At 73.3% G+C, this 17,929-nt stretch carries 18 protein-coding genes; 9 read left to right on the forward strand and 9 right to left on the reverse strand.

Features of this window, described 5'->3' with window-relative positions:
- Window positions 1-44 precede the first annotated feature (44 nt).
- From ACQUFX_RS29715 to proB, 3 genes are all read right to left on the reverse strand, one after another.
- Window positions 45-1,061: a methyltransferase gene (locus tag ACQUFX_RS29715; protein ID WP_428963484.1), complete on the reverse strand. Its 1,017-nt coding sequence runs from the start codon at window positions 1,059-1,061 to the stop codon at window positions 45-47.
- A gap of 161 nt (window positions 1,062-1,222) precedes the next feature.
- Window positions 1,223-2,467: a glutamate-5-semialdehyde dehydrogenase gene (locus ACQUFX_RS29720; RefSeq protein WP_428963485.1), complete on the reverse strand. Its 1,245-nt coding sequence runs from the start codon at window positions 2,465-2,467 to the stop codon at window positions 1,223-1,225.
- Window positions 2,468-2,552: 85 nt separating this feature from the next.
- Window positions 2,553-3,662, reverse strand: a complete 1,110-nt coding sequence (gene proB, locus ACQUFX_RS29725; protein ID WP_428963486.1) for a glutamate 5-kinase — start codon at window positions 3,660-3,662, stop codon at window positions 2,553-2,555.
- Between the two features lie 61 nt (window positions 3,663-3,723).
- On the opposite strand from proB, the gene ACQUFX_RS29730 reads away from it, so the two are divergent.
- The 4 genes from ACQUFX_RS29730 (at window position 3,724) to ACQUFX_RS29745 (ending at window position 7,643) form a co-directional block, all read left to right on the forward strand.
- Window positions 3,724-4,056, forward strand: a complete 333-nt coding sequence (locus ACQUFX_RS29730; protein ID WP_428963487.1) for an MGMT family protein — start codon at window positions 3,724-3,726, stop codon at window positions 4,054-4,056.
- A gap of 15 nt (window positions 4,057-4,071) precedes the next feature.
- Window positions 4,072-5,463, forward strand: coding sequence for an MFS transporter (locus ACQUFX_RS29735; RefSeq protein ID WP_428963488.1), 1,392 nt, complete (start codon window positions 4,072-4,074; stop codon window positions 5,461-5,463).
- Complete coding sequence (locus ACQUFX_RS29740; RefSeq protein WP_428963489.1) at window positions 5,460-6,995, forward strand: pyridoxal phosphate-dependent decarboxylase family protein; 1,536 nt, start codon at window positions 5,460-5,462, stop codon at window positions 6,993-6,995. Before ACQUFX_RS29735 ends, ACQUFX_RS29740 begins: the two co-directional genes overlap by 4 nt.
- 69 nt (window positions 6,996-7,064) lie before the next feature.
- Entirely contained in the window at window positions 7,065-7,643 is a 579-nt protein-coding gene (locus ACQUFX_RS29745; protein ID WP_428963490.1) for an NADH-quinone oxidoreductase subunit B, read from the forward strand.
- A 326-nt stretch (window positions 7,644-7,969) separates the two neighbouring features.
- Here ACQUFX_RS29745 and ACQUFX_RS29750 read toward each other — a convergent pair whose 3' ends face one another.
- Window positions 7,970-8,179, reverse strand: a complete 210-nt coding sequence (locus tag ACQUFX_RS29750; protein ID WP_083978156.1) for a helix-turn-helix transcriptional regulator — start codon at window positions 8,177-8,179, stop codon at window positions 7,970-7,972.
- Window positions 8,180-8,452: 273 nt separating this feature from the next.
- On the opposite strand from ACQUFX_RS29750, the gene ACQUFX_RS29755 reads away from it, so the two are divergent.
- Genes ACQUFX_RS29755 through ACQUFX_RS29765 form a run of 3 tightly spaced genes read left to right on the forward strand, consistent with a single transcriptional unit; the run spans window position 8,453 to window position 10,365 of the window.
- Window positions 8,453-8,746, forward strand: a complete 294-nt coding sequence (locus ACQUFX_RS29755) for a hypothetical protein (RefSeq protein WP_428963491.1) — start codon at window positions 8,453-8,455, stop codon at window positions 8,744-8,746.
- Window positions 8,743-8,988, forward strand: coding sequence for a flavin reductase (locus ACQUFX_RS29760; protein WP_428963492.1), 246 nt, complete (start codon window positions 8,743-8,745; stop codon window positions 8,986-8,988). The genes ACQUFX_RS29755 and ACQUFX_RS29760 overlap by 4 nt, the downstream gene beginning before the upstream one ends.
- A gap of 60 nt (window positions 8,989-9,048) precedes the next feature.
- Window positions 9,049-10,365 carry a DUF2252 domain-containing protein gene (locus ACQUFX_RS29765; RefSeq protein WP_428963493.1) on the forward strand — a complete coding sequence of 439 codons (1,317 nt, stop codon included), beginning with the start codon at window positions 9,049-9,051 and terminating at the stop codon, window positions 10,363-10,365.
- Window positions 10,366-10,439: 74 nt separating this feature from the next.
- On the opposite strand, the gene ACQUFX_RS29770 is transcribed toward ACQUFX_RS29765, so the two are convergent.
- Genes ACQUFX_RS29770 through ACQUFX_RS29780 form a run of 3 tightly spaced genes read right to left on the reverse strand, consistent with a single transcriptional unit; the run spans window position 10,440 to window position 13,078 of the window.
- A complete protein-coding gene (locus tag ACQUFX_RS29770) occupies window positions 10,440-11,441 on the reverse strand; it encodes a hypothetical protein (protein ID WP_428963494.1) in 1,002 nt (333 codons plus the stop codon).
- The gene (locus ACQUFX_RS29775) at window positions 11,438-11,971 is read right to left on the reverse strand and encodes an RNA polymerase sigma factor (protein WP_428963495.1); all 534 of its coding nucleotides are present in this window, start codon (window positions 11,969-11,971) and stop codon (window positions 11,438-11,440) included. Before ACQUFX_RS29775 ends, ACQUFX_RS29770 begins: the two co-directional genes overlap by 4 nt.
- A gap of 60 nt (window positions 11,972-12,031) precedes the next feature.
- A complete protein-coding gene (locus tag ACQUFX_RS29780) occupies window positions 12,032-13,078 on the reverse strand; it encodes a glucose 1-dehydrogenase (RefSeq protein ID WP_428963496.1) in 1,047 nt (348 codons plus the stop codon).
- Between the two features lie 456 nt (window positions 13,079-13,534).
- Between ACQUFX_RS29780 and ACQUFX_RS29785 the strand changes: the two genes are divergently transcribed.
- Window positions 13,535-14,221, forward strand: coding sequence for an NADH-quinone oxidoreductase subunit C (locus ACQUFX_RS29785; protein WP_428963497.1), 687 nt, complete (start codon window positions 13,535-13,537; stop codon window positions 14,219-14,221).
- Window positions 14,221-15,186, forward strand: a complete 966-nt coding sequence (locus ACQUFX_RS29790) for a complex I subunit 1/NuoH family protein (RefSeq protein ID WP_428963498.1) — start codon at window positions 14,221-14,223, stop codon at window positions 15,184-15,186. The genes ACQUFX_RS29785 and ACQUFX_RS29790 overlap by 1 nt, the downstream gene beginning before the upstream one ends.
- A 112-nt stretch (window positions 15,187-15,298) precedes the next feature.
- Here ACQUFX_RS29790 and ACQUFX_RS29795 read toward each other — a convergent pair whose 3' ends face one another.
- Both ACQUFX_RS29795 and ACQUFX_RS29800 read right to left on the reverse strand, forming a co-directional pair.
- Window positions 15,299-16,525 (reverse strand): S8 family peptidase, encoded by a 1,227-nt coding sequence (locus ACQUFX_RS29795; RefSeq protein WP_428963499.1) that lies wholly within the window; start codon window positions 16,523-16,525, stop codon window positions 15,299-15,301.
- 343 nt (window positions 16,526-16,868) lie between these two features.
- Entirely contained in the window at window positions 16,869-17,909 is a 1,041-nt protein-coding gene (locus tag ACQUFX_RS29800; protein ID WP_428963500.1) for a glutathione S-transferase family protein, read from the reverse strand.
- Window positions 17,910-17,929 lie beyond the last annotated feature (20 nt).

A 17,929-nucleotide genomic window follows, 5' to 3' on the forward strand; every position in this document is an offset into this window, starting at 1 on the left:
AAGGACCGGACCCCGGACGGGTGCTCACCGGCGTGCCGGGTGGCTCACGGGCGGCGGGCCACCACCGCGCCGTTGGCCCCCGGCGCGTCGAACGCGATCGTGCGGACGTCGGTGAAGCCGGCGTCGGTCAGCCACGCGCCGTACTCGGCGCCGGAGTAGTTCCGGCCCCCCTCCGTCTCGACCAGCATGTTCAGCCCCATCAGGGCGGCTGACGCCGGCCCGGTCCGCTCGTCGTTGAGCAGCAGTTCGGAGATGACGATCGCCCCGCCGGAGGGCAGGGCGGCGTGGCACTTGGCGAGGATCGACCGGTTCTGCGCCTCGTCCCAGTCGTGCAGGATCATGCTGAGCAGGATCACGTCGTGGCCGTCCGGCAGCGCCGGGTCGGTGAGGAAGTTCCCGCCGGCGGTACCGATCCGGTCGGCGAGGCCGGCTGCGGAGATCTTGGCCTCGGCGAGCGCGCCGACGTGCGGCAGGTCGAAGATGGTCGCCCGGAGCTGCGGGTACCGCCGGCACAGCTCGATCGGGAAGGCGCCCGCGCCGCCGCCCACGTCGAGCAGCCGCCGGTGCGCGCCGAAGTCGTACGCCTCGCCGAGCGCCCGCGCGGTGAAGCTGGAGGTGGAGTACATCGCCTCCCAGAACAGCGTGAGCATGCCCTCGTCGACGTCGCTGAACAGGGAGTCCTGGCTGGCCGGGTCCCAGGTGAGCGGCTTGTCGCTGCGCAGCGCCTCGGTGATCCGGTGCCAGGGCAGGTAGGTGCGCTCGTCGCAGTAGCGCACCTGCCCGCCGAAGTAGTGCGGCTGCCCGGGGACGAGGAAGCGTTCGGCCAGTTCGGTGTTGCGGTACCCGTCGCCGGACCGCTCCAGCAGGCCCAGCGAGGCGCACGCGGCGAGCAGCAGGTCGGCGGGGCGCTCCGGGATGCCGAGTTCCTTCTCGGCCTGCTGGCGGGTGATCACACGTTGCCCGGCGAGGCGGCCGAAGAGGTCGAGTTCCACGGCGGCGGCGAGTGTCTTGAAGGCCCAGTAACCGGTCACGATGCCCATGAGGGGCGTGGGGGTGATCATCGCCATATTTGATCATCAAATGCCGCGAAAAGGTGTCGGCGAATTGACAGCGCTCGGGCCGTGATTCGGGTAGTGGCGCGCCGGGCGGGGGTGGCGTCGGAGGGCTGCGTCGGGAGGGGGCGGCGTCGAAGGGCCGCGCCGCCCCGCCCGGCTGCCGCGGCTCAGCCGCGCAGGTGGCCGTCGCCGGTGACGACGTACTTGGTGCTGGTCAGCTCGGGCAGGCCCATCGGCCCCCGGGCGTGCAGCTTCTGCGTGGAGATGCCGATCTCGGCGCCGAAGCCGAACTCCCCGCCGTCGGTGAACCGGGTCGAGGCGTTCACCATCACCGCCGCCGAGTCGACCCGGGCCACGAACTCCCGGGCCGCCGACTGCGAGTCGGTGACGATCGCCTCGGTGTGCCCGGTGCCGTACCGGTTGACGTGGGCGATGGCGGCGTCGAGCGAGTCGACGACGGCGACCGCGATGTCGGCCGAGAGGTACTCGGTGCCGTAGTCCTCCTCGGTGGCGGCGACCACCGCGTCGGAGTGCGCGGCCACCCGCTCGTCGCCGTGCACGGTGACCCCGGCATCGGCGAACGCGGCCAGCACCGCCGGCAGGAAGGCGTCGGCGACGTCGGCGTGCACCAGCAGCGACTCGGCGGTGTTGCAGGTCGACAGCCGCTGGGTCTTGGCGTTCAGGGTGATCGCGACCGCCTTGGCCAGGTCGGCGGCGGCGTCCACGTACACGTGGCAGTTGCCCACCCCGGTCTCGATCACCGGCACCGTGGACTCCTCGACCACGGTCCTGATCAGCGACGCCCCGCCGCGCGGGATCAGCACGTCGACCAGGCCCCGGGCCCGCATCAGCTCCTTGACCGAGTCCCGGCTGGAGGCGTCGAGCAACTGCACCGCGTCGGCCGGCAGCCCGGCCCCGGCGACCGCGTCGCGCAGCACCGCGACCAGCGCCGCGTTCGAGTGCGCCGCCGAGGAGGAGCCGCGCAGCAGCGCCGCGTTGCCCGACTTGAGGCAGATCCCGGCGGCGTCCACCGTCACGTTCGGGCGGGCCTCGTAGATGATCCCGACCACCCCGAACGGCACCCGGATCTGCCGCAGCTCCAACCCGTTGGGCAGGGTCGAGCCCCGGACCACCTCGCCGACCGGGTCGGGCAGGGCGGCCATCTGCCGCAGCGCCTCGGCGATCCCGGCGACCCGGCCCTCGTCCAGCTTCAGCCGGTCCAGGATGGCCGCGGAGAGGCCGGCCTCGTGCCCGGCCACCAGGTCCGCCGCGTTCGCGGTCAGGATCTCCGGGGTACGCGCCACCAGGGCGTCGGCCATCGCGTGCAGCGCGGCGTCCTTGGCGGTACGCGTCGCGACGGCCAGCGCGCCGGCCGCCTCCCGGGCCCGCCGGGCCTGCTCCGTGACGCTCATCCTGCAACTCCTCAACGTGTTCATCGGGGACGGGTGTTAGGAAGGGGCCCCTGTACAACAGAATGCGTTAACAGGGGGCCCTTCCTTACAGCAGTACCAGGTCGTCGCGGTGGACGACCTCGCGCTCGTACGCCGGGCCGAGGGCGGCGGCGAGGTCGGCGGTGGAGCGGCCGAGCAGGCCGGGCAACTCGATCGCGTCGTAGTTGACCAGGCCCCGGGCGACCGGGGCGCCGGAGGTGTCCACCAGGTCGACCGGGTCGCCGGCGGTGAACGCCCCGTCCACGGCGGTGATCCCGGCGGGCAGCAGCGACTTGCGCCGGCCGACCACGGCCTGCACCGCCCCCGGGTCCAGGTGCAGCCGGCCCCGGGGACTGGTGGCGTGGGCCAGCCAGAAGAGGCGGGCGGTGGGGCGCCGGCGGACCGGGTGGAAGAGGGTGCCGACCGGCTCACCGGCCAGCGCGGCCGGGGCCAGCGGCGCGGCGGTGAGCACCACCGGGATGCCGAAGCCGGTGGCGATCCGGGCCGCCTCGACCTTGGTGACCATGCCGCCGGTGCCGACGCCGGCCCGGCCCGCGCCGCCGACGCTGACCCCGGCCAGGTCCCGCTCGTCGCGGACCTCGGCGATCCGGGTCGACTCGGGCCGGCTCGGGTCGCCGGTCCAGAGGGCGTCGACGTCGGAGAGGAGCACCAGCAGGTCGGCGTGGACCAGGGCGGCGACCAGGGCGGCCAGCCGGTCGTTGTCGCCGAAGCGGATCTCCTCGGTGGCGACCGTGTCGTTCTCGTTGACGATCGGCACCGCCCGCAGGTCGAGCAGCTTGCGCAGGGTCCGGTACGCGTTGCGGTAGTGCGCCCGCCGGGTCACGTCGTCGACGGTGAGCAGCACCTGGCCGACGGTCAGCCCGTGCCGGGCGAAGCTGGCCGCGTACCGGCCGATCAGCAGGCCCTGCCCGACGCTGGCGGCGGCCTGCTGGGTGGCCAGGTCACGCGGGCGGCGGGGCAGGCCGAGCGGGGCGAGCCCGGCGGCGATCGCGCCGGAGGAGACCAGGACCACCTCGCGCCCCTGCGCGGCCCGCCCGCCGAGCGCGTCGACCAGGGCCTCCACCCGGTCGTCGGCCAGCCCGCCCGACGCCGTGGTCAACGAGGATGATCCGATCTTGACGACGATCCGCCGGGCCGTCGTGACTGCTTCCCGCACCCGCCCATTCTGCGTGTTGGCTGTCGGCGCGCCGGCTCGGGCTCCCATATCCTGGCCGGTCGTGACCCCTGAGGAGTACGTGGAGGCGGTGCTCGACCTCGTCGAGCGGATCCCGCCGGGACGGGTGATGTCCTACGGCGCGGTGGCCGACGCCCTCGCCGACCGGTCCGGGCGGAACTCGGCCCGACTGGTCGGCTCGATCATGGCCCGGTACGGCAGCGCGGTGTCCTGGCACCGGGTGGTCACCTCAACGGGGCGGCTGCCGCCGGGTCACGAGGTGCGGGCGCGGGCCCTGCTGCGGGCGGAGCACACCCCGCTGCGCGGGGACCGGGTGGACATCGCGGTGGCCGGCTGGACGCCCGATCCGGAGGATGTGACGCAGCCCATAACATGAGTAAGATTCGGGACCATGCATGCGCCGCCGGTCCGATCCGGCCCACCCGCCGCACCCCCCGGCGCGGGGCCGCTGCCCCGGCAGGTGCACGCCGGGTACGCCCTCGGCTCACTGGCCACCGGCGCCTTCGGCACGGTCCCGGGCCTGCTCCTGCTGCCGTACCTGACCGACACCCTGGGCATCGCGGCCGGCGTGGCCGCCCTGCTGGTGCTCGGGCCGAAGGCGTGGGACGTGCTGCTCAACCCGGTGGTCGGGCGGCTCAGCGACCGGACCCGCTCCCGCTGGGGCGCCCGCCGGCCGTACCTGCTGGTCGGTGGACTGGCGCTGGCGCTCTGCTTCGCCGCGATCTTCGCCGGGCCGTTCGGCACCGGCCCGGCCGCCGGGGCGTACGTGGCGCTGGCGTTCCTCGCCACCGCCACCGCGTTCGCCTTCTTCCAGGTGCCGTACGTGGCGATGCCGGCCGAGCTGACCGGCGACTACGCCGAACGTACCCGGCTGATGACCTGGCGGATCGCGGTCCTCGCGCTGGCCATCCTGGTCTCCGGCGCGCTCGCCCCGATGGTGGTCACCGCCGGCGGCGACGGGCTGGCCGGGTACCGCTGGATGGGGCTCTTCGTCGCCGGCCTGATCGCGGTCGGCGCCCTCGGCGCGTTCGTCGGCACCCGGTCCGCCCCGACCGGCGCCGTCGCGGAGAGCGAGCCGACGCTGCGCGCCCAACTGGCGGTGGCCGGCCAGGCCCGTGCGTTCCGGGCGCTGCTGCTCTGCTTCGTGATCCAGTCCGTCGGGGTGGCGACCATCCTGGCCGGGGTCAACTACTTCGCCGGGCACATCCTGCGCGACCCGGACACCGGGCCCACCGTCCTGTTCGCCTGCTTCGTCGGCCCGGCGCTGCTGGTCATGCCGCTGTGGAGCCGGGTGGGCGCCCGGCTGGGCAAGCTCACCGGCCTGGTCCTCGCCTCGCTGATCTTCGCGGTGGGGGCGTTCGCGCTGGTCGCCGCGCCGGTGCTGCCGGCGGTGGCGACCTACGCGGTGGTCGCGCTGATCGGCTGCGGGTACGCCGGCCAGCAGGTCTTCGCGCTGGCCATGCTCCCCGACTGCATCGCGTACGACACCGCGCGCACCGGGCGGCGGCAGGCCGGCGTCTTCACCGGCCTGTGGACGGCGGGGGAGACCCTGGGCCTGGCCCTCGGCCCCGGCCTGTACGGCCTGGTGCTCCAGGTCTCCGGGTACGTGTCGTCGTCCACCGGCCCGGTGGCGCAGTCCGACCCGGCCCGCCTCGGCATCCTGCTCGGCTTCACCGTGCTCCCCGCGCTCCTGGTCGGCCCGGCCGTCCTCCTGCTGCGGGGTTACCACCTCACCCCGGCCGACGTTGAGCAGGCGGCCGGCCACGGGAAGGGCGACAGATGAGCGAGCGGAGGGGGGCGGTGCGCGGCCCGGTCGGGCCGACGACGGGCGACGGGGAGCGGTCGGCGCTGCCGGCGCACGGGCTGCCCGCCGACCGCGTGCTGGCCGAGGTACGCGCGCTGCGCACGGCGGACCGGGCCACCCACGGCGGTCGGCTCTTCGCCTACGTCTACGACCCGGCGGTACCCGGGCTGGACGACCTGGCCGCCGCCGCGCACGCGGCCAGCGCACACGTCAACGGCCTCGACCCGACCGCCTTCCCGTCCCTGCTGACGATGGAGAACGCGCTGGTCGGCGCGGCGGCCCGACTGCTCGGCGGCGGCCCCGGCACGACCGCTCCGGACGTCGTCGGCAGCGTCACCAGCGGCGGCACCGAGTCGCTGGTCCTGGCCGTGAAGGCGGCCCGGGACGCCCGGTCCGACGTGGCCGCGCCCCGGCTGCTGGTGCCGGTCACCGCGCACGCCGCGTTCGCCAAGGCGGCGCACTACCTGCGGCTGGCGCTGGACACGGTGCCGGTGTCGCCGCGGACGCTGCGCCCGGACCCGGCCGACGTGGCCGCCGCGATCCGCCCGGAGACCGTCCTGGTGGCCTGCTCCGCCCCCTCGTACGCGCACGGCGTCGTCGACCCGGTCGGGGCGGTCGCCGCGGTCGCCGCACAGCGGGGGGTGCGCTGCCACGTGGACGCCTGCTTCGGCGGCTGGACCCTGCCGTACCTGCGCCGCCTCGGCGCGCCGGTGCCCCCGTTCGACTTCGGCGTCGACGGGGTCACCTCGATCTCGGTCGACCTGCACAAGTACGCGTACGCCCCGAAGGGGGTCTCCGTGCTGCTGCACCGCGACGCGGCGCTGCGCGCCCCGCAGTACTTCGCCTTCGCCGGCTGGCCCGGGTACACCATGGTCAACCCGGTGATCTCCTCCACCCGCTCCGGCGGCCCGATCGCCGCCGCGTACGCCACCCTGCGCCACCTCGGCGACGACGGGTACCTGGCGCTCGCGGAGCGGACCCGCACGGCGGTGGCCGGGCTGGCCGACGCGGTCCGGGGCGTCGACGGGCTGCGGCTGCTGGCCGAGCCGGAGTCCACCGTCGTCTGCTTCACCAGCACCGACCCGGAGGTGGACCTGTTCACCCTGGTCGACGAGCTGACCGCGCGCGGCTGGCACACCCAACCCCAGTTCCGGTACGGCGACCTGCCGGCCAGCGTCCACCTGACGGTCACCGCGGCGGTGGCCCCGACGGTGCCCGCGTTCGGCCCGGACCTGGCCGACGCGGTGGCGGCGACGCGGGCCGCCGGCCCGGTCCGGCTCCCCGCCGACCTGCTCGCCCTCGTCGGCACGCTCACCCCGGACGCCCTCACCCCCGACCTGCTCGCCGGCCTCGCCGCCGGCCTCGGACTCGGCGGTGACGCGGGCGGGGCCGGGCCGGTCCTGCCGGAGCGGATGGCCACGGTGAACACGCTGTTGGACGCGGCCCCGCCCGCGCTGCGGGAACGGCTCCTGGCCGGCTTCGTCGGCCTGCTGCAACGCCCCACCTACTGACCGCGTCGGTCTACTGGCCGCGTCGGTTGTGGTTCACTGTCGGGCGGGGACAGCAGAGGGGGTGGGTCCGTGCAACTGCCGCAGGTGCTCGGCGAGCCGATCCGGTTCGTGCTGAACTGGGGTCGCCGCTACTCGCTCTGGGTGTTCAACTTCGGCCTGGCCTGCTGCGCCATCGAGTTTATCGCGACCAGCATGGGCCGCCACGACTTCATCCGGCTCGGCGTGATCCCGTTCGCCCACGGCCCCCGCCAGGCCGACCTGATGGTGGTCTCCGGGACGGTCACCGACAAGATGGCCCCGGCGATCAAGCGGCTCTACGACCAGATGCCCGAGCCGAAGTACGTCATCTCGTTCGGCGCCTGCTCCAACTGCGGCGGCCCCTACTGGGACTCGTACTCGGTGACCAAGGGCGTCGACCAGCTCATCCCGGTGGACGTCTACGTCCCCGGCTGCCCGCCCCGGCCGGAGGCGCTGCTGCACGGCATCCTCCGCCTCCAGGAAAAGATCGCCGCCGAGCAGTCCGGCCTCGGCGGGGTCTCCCGCCCCGACCAGCTCGCCCCGACGGCCGACGTCAGCGCGGTCGAGGCGGCCCCGCCCCGCCCGGTCGACTCCCTCACCGCCCCACCGGTCCGCCCCCCGACGAGCTAGCGGCTGTGACGCTGAGCGGCGTCCAGCGTCCCCTCCCGTCACCACTGTGGGCGCAACTTCAGGGAAATCGTCCCCACCAACACCTCTCGAGACCACCACAACAACGAAGCAGCCCTCGCCAACGCCTGTACGTCTGCGGGCCGGGTGACCCTGCACAGGGGTGAATGCGGTCATATCAGCGCAATGCGCCCCTCGCTGGCCCGCCCAGATCGCCTCAGTAGAAGACCTTGGAAGATTTCGGCCCCCGGAGGGGCCGTTTCGTTCCAAGATCTCTCAGAGCCGACCTCAACCCGCCCGATGCGCCCCAAAAGTCGCCACTTCGTGGGTCAGGTGTCGCCTTCGGTGTCGGCGAGTTCGCGGCGGTGTTCGGTGATCCAGCGCTCGACGTCGTCCGCGAGCCACACCTTGCCCTGTGCCAGTTCGGCGACCGGCTCGGGGAAGTTTCGGCGCATCGTCAACTCGTAGACGCGCTGCCGGCTGATGCCGCCCAGGCGCACGCGGATCTCGTGCGTGCCCATCAGTCGAAGCCGCGTCATGGCCTGACGTTAGAAAGACGACCACCGGTCGCGTGTCAACTGGTCAAGCGACCACTCGTCCCGGGTACTTGACGCACGACTGGTCCTAGCTGATGCTGAGGTCATGCGAACGAACCAACACTCACCACTCGTACCGATCGGTCCCGCCCGCCGGCGGACGTGGCGGTCGTTCTGGCGGCGCTGCTCGTGTGGCCTGCTGGCGCCGTGCCCGGATCGGTTCAGCTCGCGATCGGCCGGGCGGGTGTCGGGCCGGCCCCGGAACGGGGGTCGCTGGTGACGACAGAGCGCCCGATCAGGGCCGGCGACCTGCTGCACCTGACCCGCGCCGCGAGCGTGCAGTTCGTCCGGCCGATCGTGGTACGGGTGATCCGGCACCTGGCCGACCGGCACACGTACCACGGTTGGACCTGGATCGAGGGGTACGAGCTGGACGTCCGGGGCGAGGCGGTCGCCAAGCGCGAGCTGTACGTGCGGCGCGAGGGGTTGCGGTGGGTCACGCCCGGCCCACCCGTCCCGGCTACCCGCCGCCCGGCCCGACGCCCCCGTGGCGCGAAGCTGTCGGTATGAGGGGGCGGGAGCATCTGCCGAGCCGGCCCACCTGGCGTTGCCGGGTCTGCGGGATCGCCTGGCCGTGTTCGGCGGCGAAGCTGCGGCTGCTCGGCGAGTACCGGAGCGACCGGGCGGCGTTGACGAGTCACCTGGCCGCGCTCCAGGTCGAGGCCGCCGAGCACCTCGCCCAGCTCGACGGGGATGTGCCGCCGGTCGACCTGACCGAGCGCTTCGTCGGCTGGACCCACCCCCGGGGCTGAGGGGCGCGCGAGGGCGCGGTTGACGGGTGGGATGGCGCGCAGGGGCTAATCTTGCCGGCCATGAACCACTCAGTTGATCAACGGTCCGCCCACATCATCGACGTCCTCACCGAGGAATTCGGTACGTCGATGGCGCTCGATCCGGCGGCGTTCCGGCGCAAGTTCCGGAAGATGGCCGCCTCCCCGTTCGCGTTCTACCGGGGCAGTGCCGCGCTCTTCTACGCCGACCAGCGTGGCGACTTCGCCGACGACCGGTTCCTCGACGACCGGACCAGCCGGGTGTGGATCCACGGCGACCTGCACGCGGAGAACTTCGGCACGTACATGAACGCCGACGGGCACCTGGTCTTCAACGTCAACGACTTCGACGAGGCGTACGTCGGGCCGTTCACCTGGGATCTGAAGCGGTTCGCCGCCAGCGTGGCCCTGATCGGGTACGCCAAGGCGCTCTCCGACCAGGCGATCAGCGACCTGGTCGCCGGGTTCGCCGAGGCGTACCTGACCGAGTTGGGGGCCATCGCGCGCGGCGGGGACGACGCGATCGGCTCGATCACCCTGGACAACGCCGACGGCGTGCTGCGCCGGGTGCTCCAGGAGGCCCGGCTCAACACCCGGGTCGACCTGCTCAAGCAGCAGACCACGATTGACAACTACGAGCGCCGGTTCGCGCTGCGCGACGGGGTCTTCGAGATCGACGCGGACACCCGCAAGAAGGTCTGCGCGGCCTTCGAGGACTACCTCGGCACGCTGCCCCCCTCCAGCGCCCAGCTCCGCCCGGTCGCCACCCACATCAAGGACGTGGTGCTGCGCAAGGGCGTGGGCATCGGCTCGGCCGGGCTGCCCTCGTACAACCTCCTGCTGGAGGGGCACACCGAGGCGCTGGAGAACGACGTCGTCATCTACATGAAGCAGGCCCAGGTGCCCGCCGTGGCCCGGCACGTCACCGACCAGGGCGTCCGCGAGTACTTCCGGCACCAGGGCCACCGGACGGCCGAGTCGCAGCGCGCGTTGCAGGCGCACGCCGACCCGTGGCTGGGCTACACCGAACTGGACGGGGTGGGCCAACTCGTCGCCGAGGTCTCCCCGTACGCGGCCGACCTGGACTGGGCCGACGTCAACGAGCCCGAGGAACTGGCCGGGGTGCTGGCCGACCTCGGTCGGGCGGTGGCCCGGATGCACTCGGTCGCCGACGACGAGTCCAGCCACGACCTGGTCGACTACTCGACCGAGGAGGCGATCGTGGCGGCGGTGGAGGCCGACCACGCCGGCTTCGTCGGGCACCTGGTGGAGTTCGCCCACGCGTACGGCCTGCGGGCCCGCGAGGACCACCAGCTCTTCGTCGACGTCTTCCGCAACGGCCGTCTCCCCGGCATCTGACCCCGGTGCAAGGAAGGGCCCCTCTTAACGCTTTCTGTTGTACAAGGGGCCCTTCCTCACACCTGTGCCGGGCGTCAGCCGAGCGTGTCCGTGCGGGCTCGGTCGAGGTAGCGGGTCGACCAGTCCACGGCCCCGGTGGGACCGGCCTGGCCGCCGGCGGCCAGCAGCTCGCCGGTCTCCGGCTCGAAGAGCAGGTACTCGCGACCGTGGTCGCCGGGGCTCGGCCGGGGGCCCCGACCCCGGTCGGCCGAGACCACGACGCCGGTCCGGCCCGCCGGGTCCGTCTGCTCACCCCGGCACACCGTTCCGTCCGTCGCGGCGAGCAACCGCAGGACGGCGACCCGGTGCGCGGCGTCCAGGATCCACTGCCGGTTCAGGTCGGCGACGTTGACCAGCACCTGCGACGGGCCGTTCTCCCGGGGCTGGTACAGCGCCTGCGCCAGGGCCGCCGGGTCGGCGGCCGGCAGCGCGGTCAGCTCCAGGTCGCCCGGTCCCAGCTCCGTCGTCTCCGTTCCGGGCCGGGGCCGCATGTCCGGGTTCGCCGCGAAGTACTCCTCCGACTCGGCGTCCTGGTACTCCGGTTCACCACGGACCACGCGGAGCCGTCCCGAGCCGTCCGCCGCGAGCCACCGCTCGGTCTCCCCGGGGTACCGCACCGAGGCGAAGCGCCCGCCGTGCCCCGGCATCTCGACCATCGACCCGCTCGGTGCCGCCACCCGCAGGTACTCGTACCTGCCGGTCCGCCCGTCGTACGAGGTGGCCCGTACCCGGTCGGCGACCGCCGCCAGGCACGGCGCCGCGACGGCCGTGGGCTCCGGCGGCGCGTCGGGGGTGCCCAGGGTGGGCCCGGCGGCCGACGGCCGCAGCGCCGCGACCGCTGCCGTCGCGACCAGGACCAGAGCAAACGCCCCGACGGGTACCAGCAGGGACGCCCGCGACCGGGCCGGTGCGACCGGGGCGTACGAGGTGACGTCCGTGCCGGCGCGGTCCAGCAGCGCCTCCACGTCACCCGGTCCCACCTCGACCCCGCGCGCCGGGTCGGCAGCCGCCAGCATGTCCCGTACCCGCCTGCTCATCGCACCCCTCCCAGCTCGCTGTTGACCGTCGACGCCTGTTCGGGGCGCTCCCGTAACAGTTCGGTGAGTCGCCGTCGGGCCCGGTGCAACCGCACCTTGGCCGTGGCCGGAAGGCAGCCCAGCACCAGCGCCGCCTCGCTCGGCGAGAGTTGCTCCCACCCCACCAGCCGGAGGATCTCCTGATCGTCGTCGGAGAGGCGGCCGAGCGCCGTGCGGACGTCCATCAGCCGTACGACGCCGTCCTGCCGGTCCAGCTCGACCATCTCGGTCAGCTCCGCCGAGGGTGGCACGACGCGCTGGGCCCGCCAGTGGTTGGCCAGCAGGCGACGGGCCACCCCGTAGAGCCAGGGCAGCGTCCGGGCCGGCACCTCCCAGCGCCGTCGCCACGCCACGAGGAACACCTCCTGGGCGAGTTCCTCGGCCGCTGCCATGCCGTCGAGCCGGCGCAGACCGTAGCGGACGACGTCCGGAAAATGTCGTGCGTAGAGCCCGCGGAACCAGTCCGTCCCCCGGTTGTCGGCGTCCCTCATACCCATGTCTGTGTCGCCGGAGCGCGGTCGGTTACCGGTGCCGCGACGACTGTCGGCCGGTCAGCGGGCGAACTCCAGCACCACCTTGATGTCGTCCGGTCCCGGCGTGTACGCGTCGGTGTAGGAGTCCACCGGCACCCGCCGGCTGATCAGCGAGGCGAGCCAGCCCTGGTCGGCGCGGGTCAGCGCCTCGGCGGCCAGGTCCCAGTGCCGCCGGTTGGCGTTCACCGAGCCGAAGACCACGTTGTTCTCCAGGACCAGGGAGCGGTTGAGCGCCCCGGCGTCGAAGTCGATCTTCCGGCCGCCGCTGGAGACCCCGGTCAGGCAGACGATGCCGGTCGGCGCCGCCTTGCACATCGCCTCCAGCACCACCACCGGTGCTCCGGTGCACTCGACCACCACGTCCGGCTCGAAGCCGAACTGGTCGACCGGCTCGCTGTGGTAGGTCGCGCCGAGGGCCGCGGCCAGCGCCGGTTTCGGCCCGGACTCGGTCCGGTCGAGCACGTGTACCTCAAGCCCCCGCTGGCTGGCGAGCAGCGCGGCCAGCAGGCCGATCGGCCCGGCGCCCGTGATCAACGCGGTCCGGGGCTGCCACTCGGCGCGGGCGCCGATCCGGTCGATGTGGTCCCAGGCCTTCGCCACCACGCTGGTCGGTTCGAGCAGCATCCCCACCTCGGCCAGGGCCGAGTCCAGGCCGACGGCGTAGCGGGGCTGCACCCGCCACCGCTCCCGGGCGAACCCGGGCAGCGCCTTGATGCCGTGCTCGGTGTACTGCCCGTTGCGGCACATGTCCCACTCGTCGACCGCGCAGTTCGGACAGGGCACCGGATCGGGGTGCCGGACGATGCCGGCCACCAGGTCGCCCGGTTGCAGCGTGCCGGTGTGGTCCTCCAGTACCCGGCCCAGGGACTCGTGCCCGAGGACCAGGTCCCGCTCGCCGGGCGGGGCCTCGCCGTACGCGCCCTCGATGATCTCGTGGTCGGTGCCGCAGACGCCCACCGCCAGCGCCTGCACCAGGATGGCCCCCTCCTCGCTGCTCGGCTCGGGATGGTCGTCCACCAGCCGCAGCGAACCGGGGACTCCGGGAGTGACGGTCACGGCGCGCACGTCGACGATTCTGCCCCGCCCCGCCCCGGTACGCCGGAGTTCCGGCCCGGGTCACCCGGTCGCCCGACGACGCGCGGCCGGTGGCGACCTGGCAGGGCAGTGGTGTTGCCCTTCCTTTCGAGCTGCCCCGATAGACGGGGCAGCTCGTCGTCCTCGACGCGCTGATGGGGCCCGGCTCGACAGACCACCGGGGTCGACGGGGTCCACGGGAACGAGGGCCGTCGAACGGTGGGGTCGGCCCGGGGCTGCTGGGCCGTTGCTGCATGGCCCGGCGGTCTCACCGGTGGGGCAGATCGAAAGGGCGCGTGTGTCATGTTCCGGGCCGGCGTGCCGTCGTGGTCGTTCCTGGCCGGGGTGGGTCGAGCTGCCTGTCGAGATGACGCAGGAGCGCCGACGATGCGCGTGACGGAACGTAGCCCTGCGGCACGGGGCCGTGTGGGCCATAGGATCAGCGACATGACTCCGGAAGAGGTCGGCCAACGAGTGGTGGCGCTCCTCGCGCCCGTCGACGTCACCGCCTCGGTCTCCGGCGGTCAGGGGTACGCCCGCCCGACGGTCGACGTACCCCTGGCGAGCTGGCGGGACGCGGTGCGCGCGGCCCGGGACGACGCCGAGCTGGGCTGCGACTTCTTCGACTGGCTCTCGGCGGTGGACGAACTGGCCGGCGGGTTCGACGTGGTGGTGCACCTCTGGTCGACCCGGCACCGGCACGGGCTCCTGCTGCGGACCCGGGTACCCCGGGAGACGCCGACGGTCGACTCGGTGGTCGACCTCTATCCCGGCGCGGCCTGGCACGAGCGGGAGACCCACGAGATGTTCGGCCTCGCCTTCACCGGCCACGCCGGACTGCGCCCGCTGCTGCTGCCGCCGGGTTTCGAGGGGCACCCGCTGCGCAAGGAGTTCGTCCTCGCCTCCCGGGTGGCCAAGCCGTGGCCCGGCGCGAAGGAACCGGGCGAGTCGGAGGCGGGTGGCGGTCGCCGCCCGATCCGGCCGCCGGGCGTACCCGCTCCCGGCGAGTGGGGGGTCGTCCCCACGCCGGGTGGGGCGGCCGGCGCGGGTGAGCGCCCCGCACGTCCGCCGCGCCCGCCCCGCGAGCGTCCGCCCCGGGAGCGCCCGGCCGCGCCGGAGGGGGGTGCGGGCTGATGCCGCTCTGGCTGGAACTGCTCATCCGGGTGGGTGGCGTCGTGGTCGCCTTCCTCACCCTGCCGTTGCTGGTCGGGCAGGTCGAGCACAAGGTGATGGCGCACATGCAGGGCCGGCTCGGCCCGATGTACGCCGGTGGCTTCCACGGCTGGGCGCAACTGATCGCCGACGGCGTCAAGTTCGTGCAGAAGGAGGACGTCACGCCCCGGGCGGCGGACCGGGCCGTGTTCCGGCTGGCCCCGGTGGTCGCGCTGGTGCCGTACCTGGTGGTGCTGCTGGTGATCCCGCTCGGGCCGGGCGGGCTGGTCGGGCAGCCGTTGGACGTGGGCCTGTTCTTCGTCCTGGCCGTGGTCGGCATCGGCGTGCTCGCGGTGCTGATGTCCGCCTGGGCGTCGGCCAACAAGTACAGCCTGCTGGGCGGCCTGCGCGGGGCGGCCCAGTTGCTCGGCTACGAACTGCCGCTGGTGCTGGCCGCCGCCTCGGTGGCGATGGCGGCCGGCACGTTGAGCCTGTCCGGCATCGTCGAGGCGTGGCAGCCCTGGTGGCTGCTTTGGCAGGCGCCCGCCATGATCGTGTTCTTCGTGGCCGGGCTGGCCGAGATCCGGCGGCCCCCGTTCGACATGCCGGTCGCCGACTCCGAACTGGTCTTCGGGTACATGACCGAGTACACCGGCCTGCGGTTCGCCTTCTTCCTGCTCGCCGAGTACGCCGGCATCGTGGTGATCGCCGCGCTGACCACCGTGCTCTTCCTCGGCGGCTGGCAGGGGCCGTTCGCCGACGCCCAGCTCGGCTGGCTCTGGACCCTGCTGAAGGTCTTCGCCGTCTCGTTCGTGATCATCTGGGTCCGGGTGTCGTACCCGAGGCTGCGCGAGGACCAGTTGCAGCGTCTCTGCTGGCTGGTCCTCGTCCCGGCGGCGCTGGGCCAACTCGTGCTGACCGCCGCCGTCCGCCTCGCCCTGGTGTAAGGAAGGGCCCCCTGTTAACGCTTCCGGTAGAGGAAGGGCCCCTTCCTGACCGGCGAGCCGGAACGTGTGCCGGCCCGGGGGCGCGCTGCACCCCCGGGCCGGCGTCAGGTGGTTAGGGAGCGGCGTAGAGCAGCCGGTTCGGGGAGCTGGTGCCGGGGCTGGAGACCACACCGGTGGTCGCGGCGGCGATCAGCGCCGCCTTGGCCGTCGCCTGCGTGGCCGTCGGGTTGCCCTGGAGGTAGCGGGCCAGCCAGCCGGCCGCGTGCGGCGCCGCCATCGAGGTGCCCGACCAGCCGTACGCGACGGCGGTGTCCGACGCGATGCCGGCCGAGTTGATGGAGACGCCGGGGGCGAAGACGTCGACGCAGGTGCCGTAGCTGGAGAACGACGCACGGGTGTCGCTTATGTCGGTCGCGGCGACGGTGACGCCCCGGGAGGACCGGGGGCCGTTGGTGCAGGCGTCGGTGTTGAAGTTGTTGGCGATGAAGACAGCGTGCACCCCGGCGTCGATCATGTTCTCGGTCGCGACGCTGGCCGAGGTGCCGTACCCCTGGAGGCTGAAGTTGGCCACCGAGACCGGGTCGGCGTTGGCGGTGATCCAGTCCATGCCCTCGATCAGGTCGGTGCTCCAGCCGCTGTTGTCGCACTGGAGCACCCGGACCGCCTTGAGGGTGGCGGCCTTGGCGACGCCGAAGTCCTCGCCGCCGACGGTGCCGGCGACGTGGGTGCCGTGCCCGTGGCAGTCGTTGGTGCCGTTGCCGTCACCGACCGCGTCGTAGACCCCGCTGGCCCGGGTGCCGAAGTCGTCGTGGGTGGCCCGGATGCCGGAGTCCACCACGTAGACCGTCACCCCGGAGCCGGTCGAGCTGTAGCTGTAGCTGTTGTCCAGCGGCTGGTACCGCTGGTCGATCCGGTCCAGCCCCCAGGACGGCGGGTTGAGCTGCGGGCTCGCCTCGAACAGGCCGCCGGTGATCCGGGTGTCCCGCTCGACGTACGCCACGGCGGGGTCGGCCCGGACCGCGGCGAGGGCGGCCGGGGAGAGCTGCGCCGCGTACCCGTCGAGGACGTGCCCGTAGCGGGCCAGGATGGTGCCGCCGGCCCGCTCGGCGGTGGTGACGGCGCGCGTGGTGCGCGCGGAGCGGGCGTCGCCGGACGGTTTCTCCGAGAGCACCACGATGTACCGGTCCGCTGCGGCCTGCGGCCCGCTCGTCAGCAGCGGGGCGGGCGTCGACCGACCCGGTGCCGCCACGGCGGGCGGGGCGACGGCGGTGACGAGCGCGCCGGTGAGTACCCCGGCCAGGACGCCCAGACGTACCGTTCTGCCACCTAGCTTGCGCAAGCTACGACCTCCTCAGGCGATACGGTCCCGACGGTCGACGTCGTCCCGGTCCGGCCCGTCCCGCAGTGTGCGGGGTCTCGACAGGCAGGTGCCGCGCGACCGGCGGCGACCGGGACGGTGGTCCGACCGTCCTCGTCCGGTGTGGACGAATGGGTCCTCCGCCGGCCCGGTGGGGCTCGGCGGCGAACGCCCTTAATTCGATCATCTTCAATCGACAATCGTGTTAACCGGTGAAGTCTGTCGATGGAAGGATCGTCGGCCGTGGACGAACGGGTAACGCGACACCGCCCCGCCGGGTGCGGTCACCAGGCGGGGCGGTGTGGCGCTGCGGGACGGCGGAGGCTCAGCCCAGCGGGGTGTGGGCCGGGGGCACCTGCTCGGCCGGCGGCGGGGGCGGCGGGGGAGTGCCGTCGCCGAACGGCCGCCCGCCCAGCGCCTCGCGGCCGTGCGGGCTGAGCCAGTCGACCAGGTCCGGGCCGAGCGGCACCACCCCGGTCGGGTTGATGTCCCGGTGCACCTCGTAGTAGTGCCGCTTGATGTGGTCGAAGTCGATGGTGTCACCGAACCCGGGGGTGGCGAACAGGTCCCGGGCGTAAGCCCACAGCACCGGCATCTCGGTCAGCTTCTGCCGGTTGCACTTGAAGTGGCCGTGGTACACCGGGTCGAAGCGGACCAGCGTGGTGAACAGCCGCACGTCCGCCTCGGTGATGGTGTCCCCGACCAGGTAACGCTGGTCGGACAGCCGGTCGCTGAGCCAGTCCAGCCGGTCGAAGAGCCGGTGGTACGCCTGCTCGTACGCCCCCTGGCTGCCGGCGAAGCCGCACCGGTACACCCCGTTGTTGACGTCGGCGAAGACCACCTTGTTGACCTCGTCGATCTCGGTGCGCAGTTCCTCCGGGTAGAGCCGGGGGGCGCCCTCGCGGTGGTACGCCGTCCACTCGGTGGACAGGTCCAGGCTCATCTGCGCGTAGTCGTTGGTGACCACCTGCCCGGTCGGTGTGTCGACGATCGCCGGCACGGTGATCCCCCGGTCGTACCCGGGGAACCGGGCGAAGTACGCCTCGGCCAGCCGCTCGTAGCCCAGCACCGGGTCCCGCCCGTCGGGGTCGAGGTCGAAGGTCCAGCTCCGGGCGTCGTGGGTGGGCCCGGCGACCGCCATCGACAGGGCGTCCTCCAGGCCGAGCAGCCGCCGGACGATGATCAGGCGGTTGGCCCACGGGCAGGCCCGGCTCACCGCCAGCCGGTACCGGCCGGGTTCGACCGGGTAACCGTCCCGCCCGTCGGCGGTGATCCGGGTGGCGATGTACCGCTGGTCGCGGGTGAACTCGCCGCCCGGCTCGACGTACTTGCCGCCGGTCTGCTTCCCGCCGTCGCCCTCGCCCATCTGTCGCCCTCTCCGCCGTC

This window comes from Micromonospora fluostatini (assembly GCF_050410825.1).
Taxonomy (GTDB): Bacteria; Actinomycetota; Actinomycetes; order Mycobacteriales; family Micromonosporaceae; genus Micromonospora; species Micromonospora rosaria.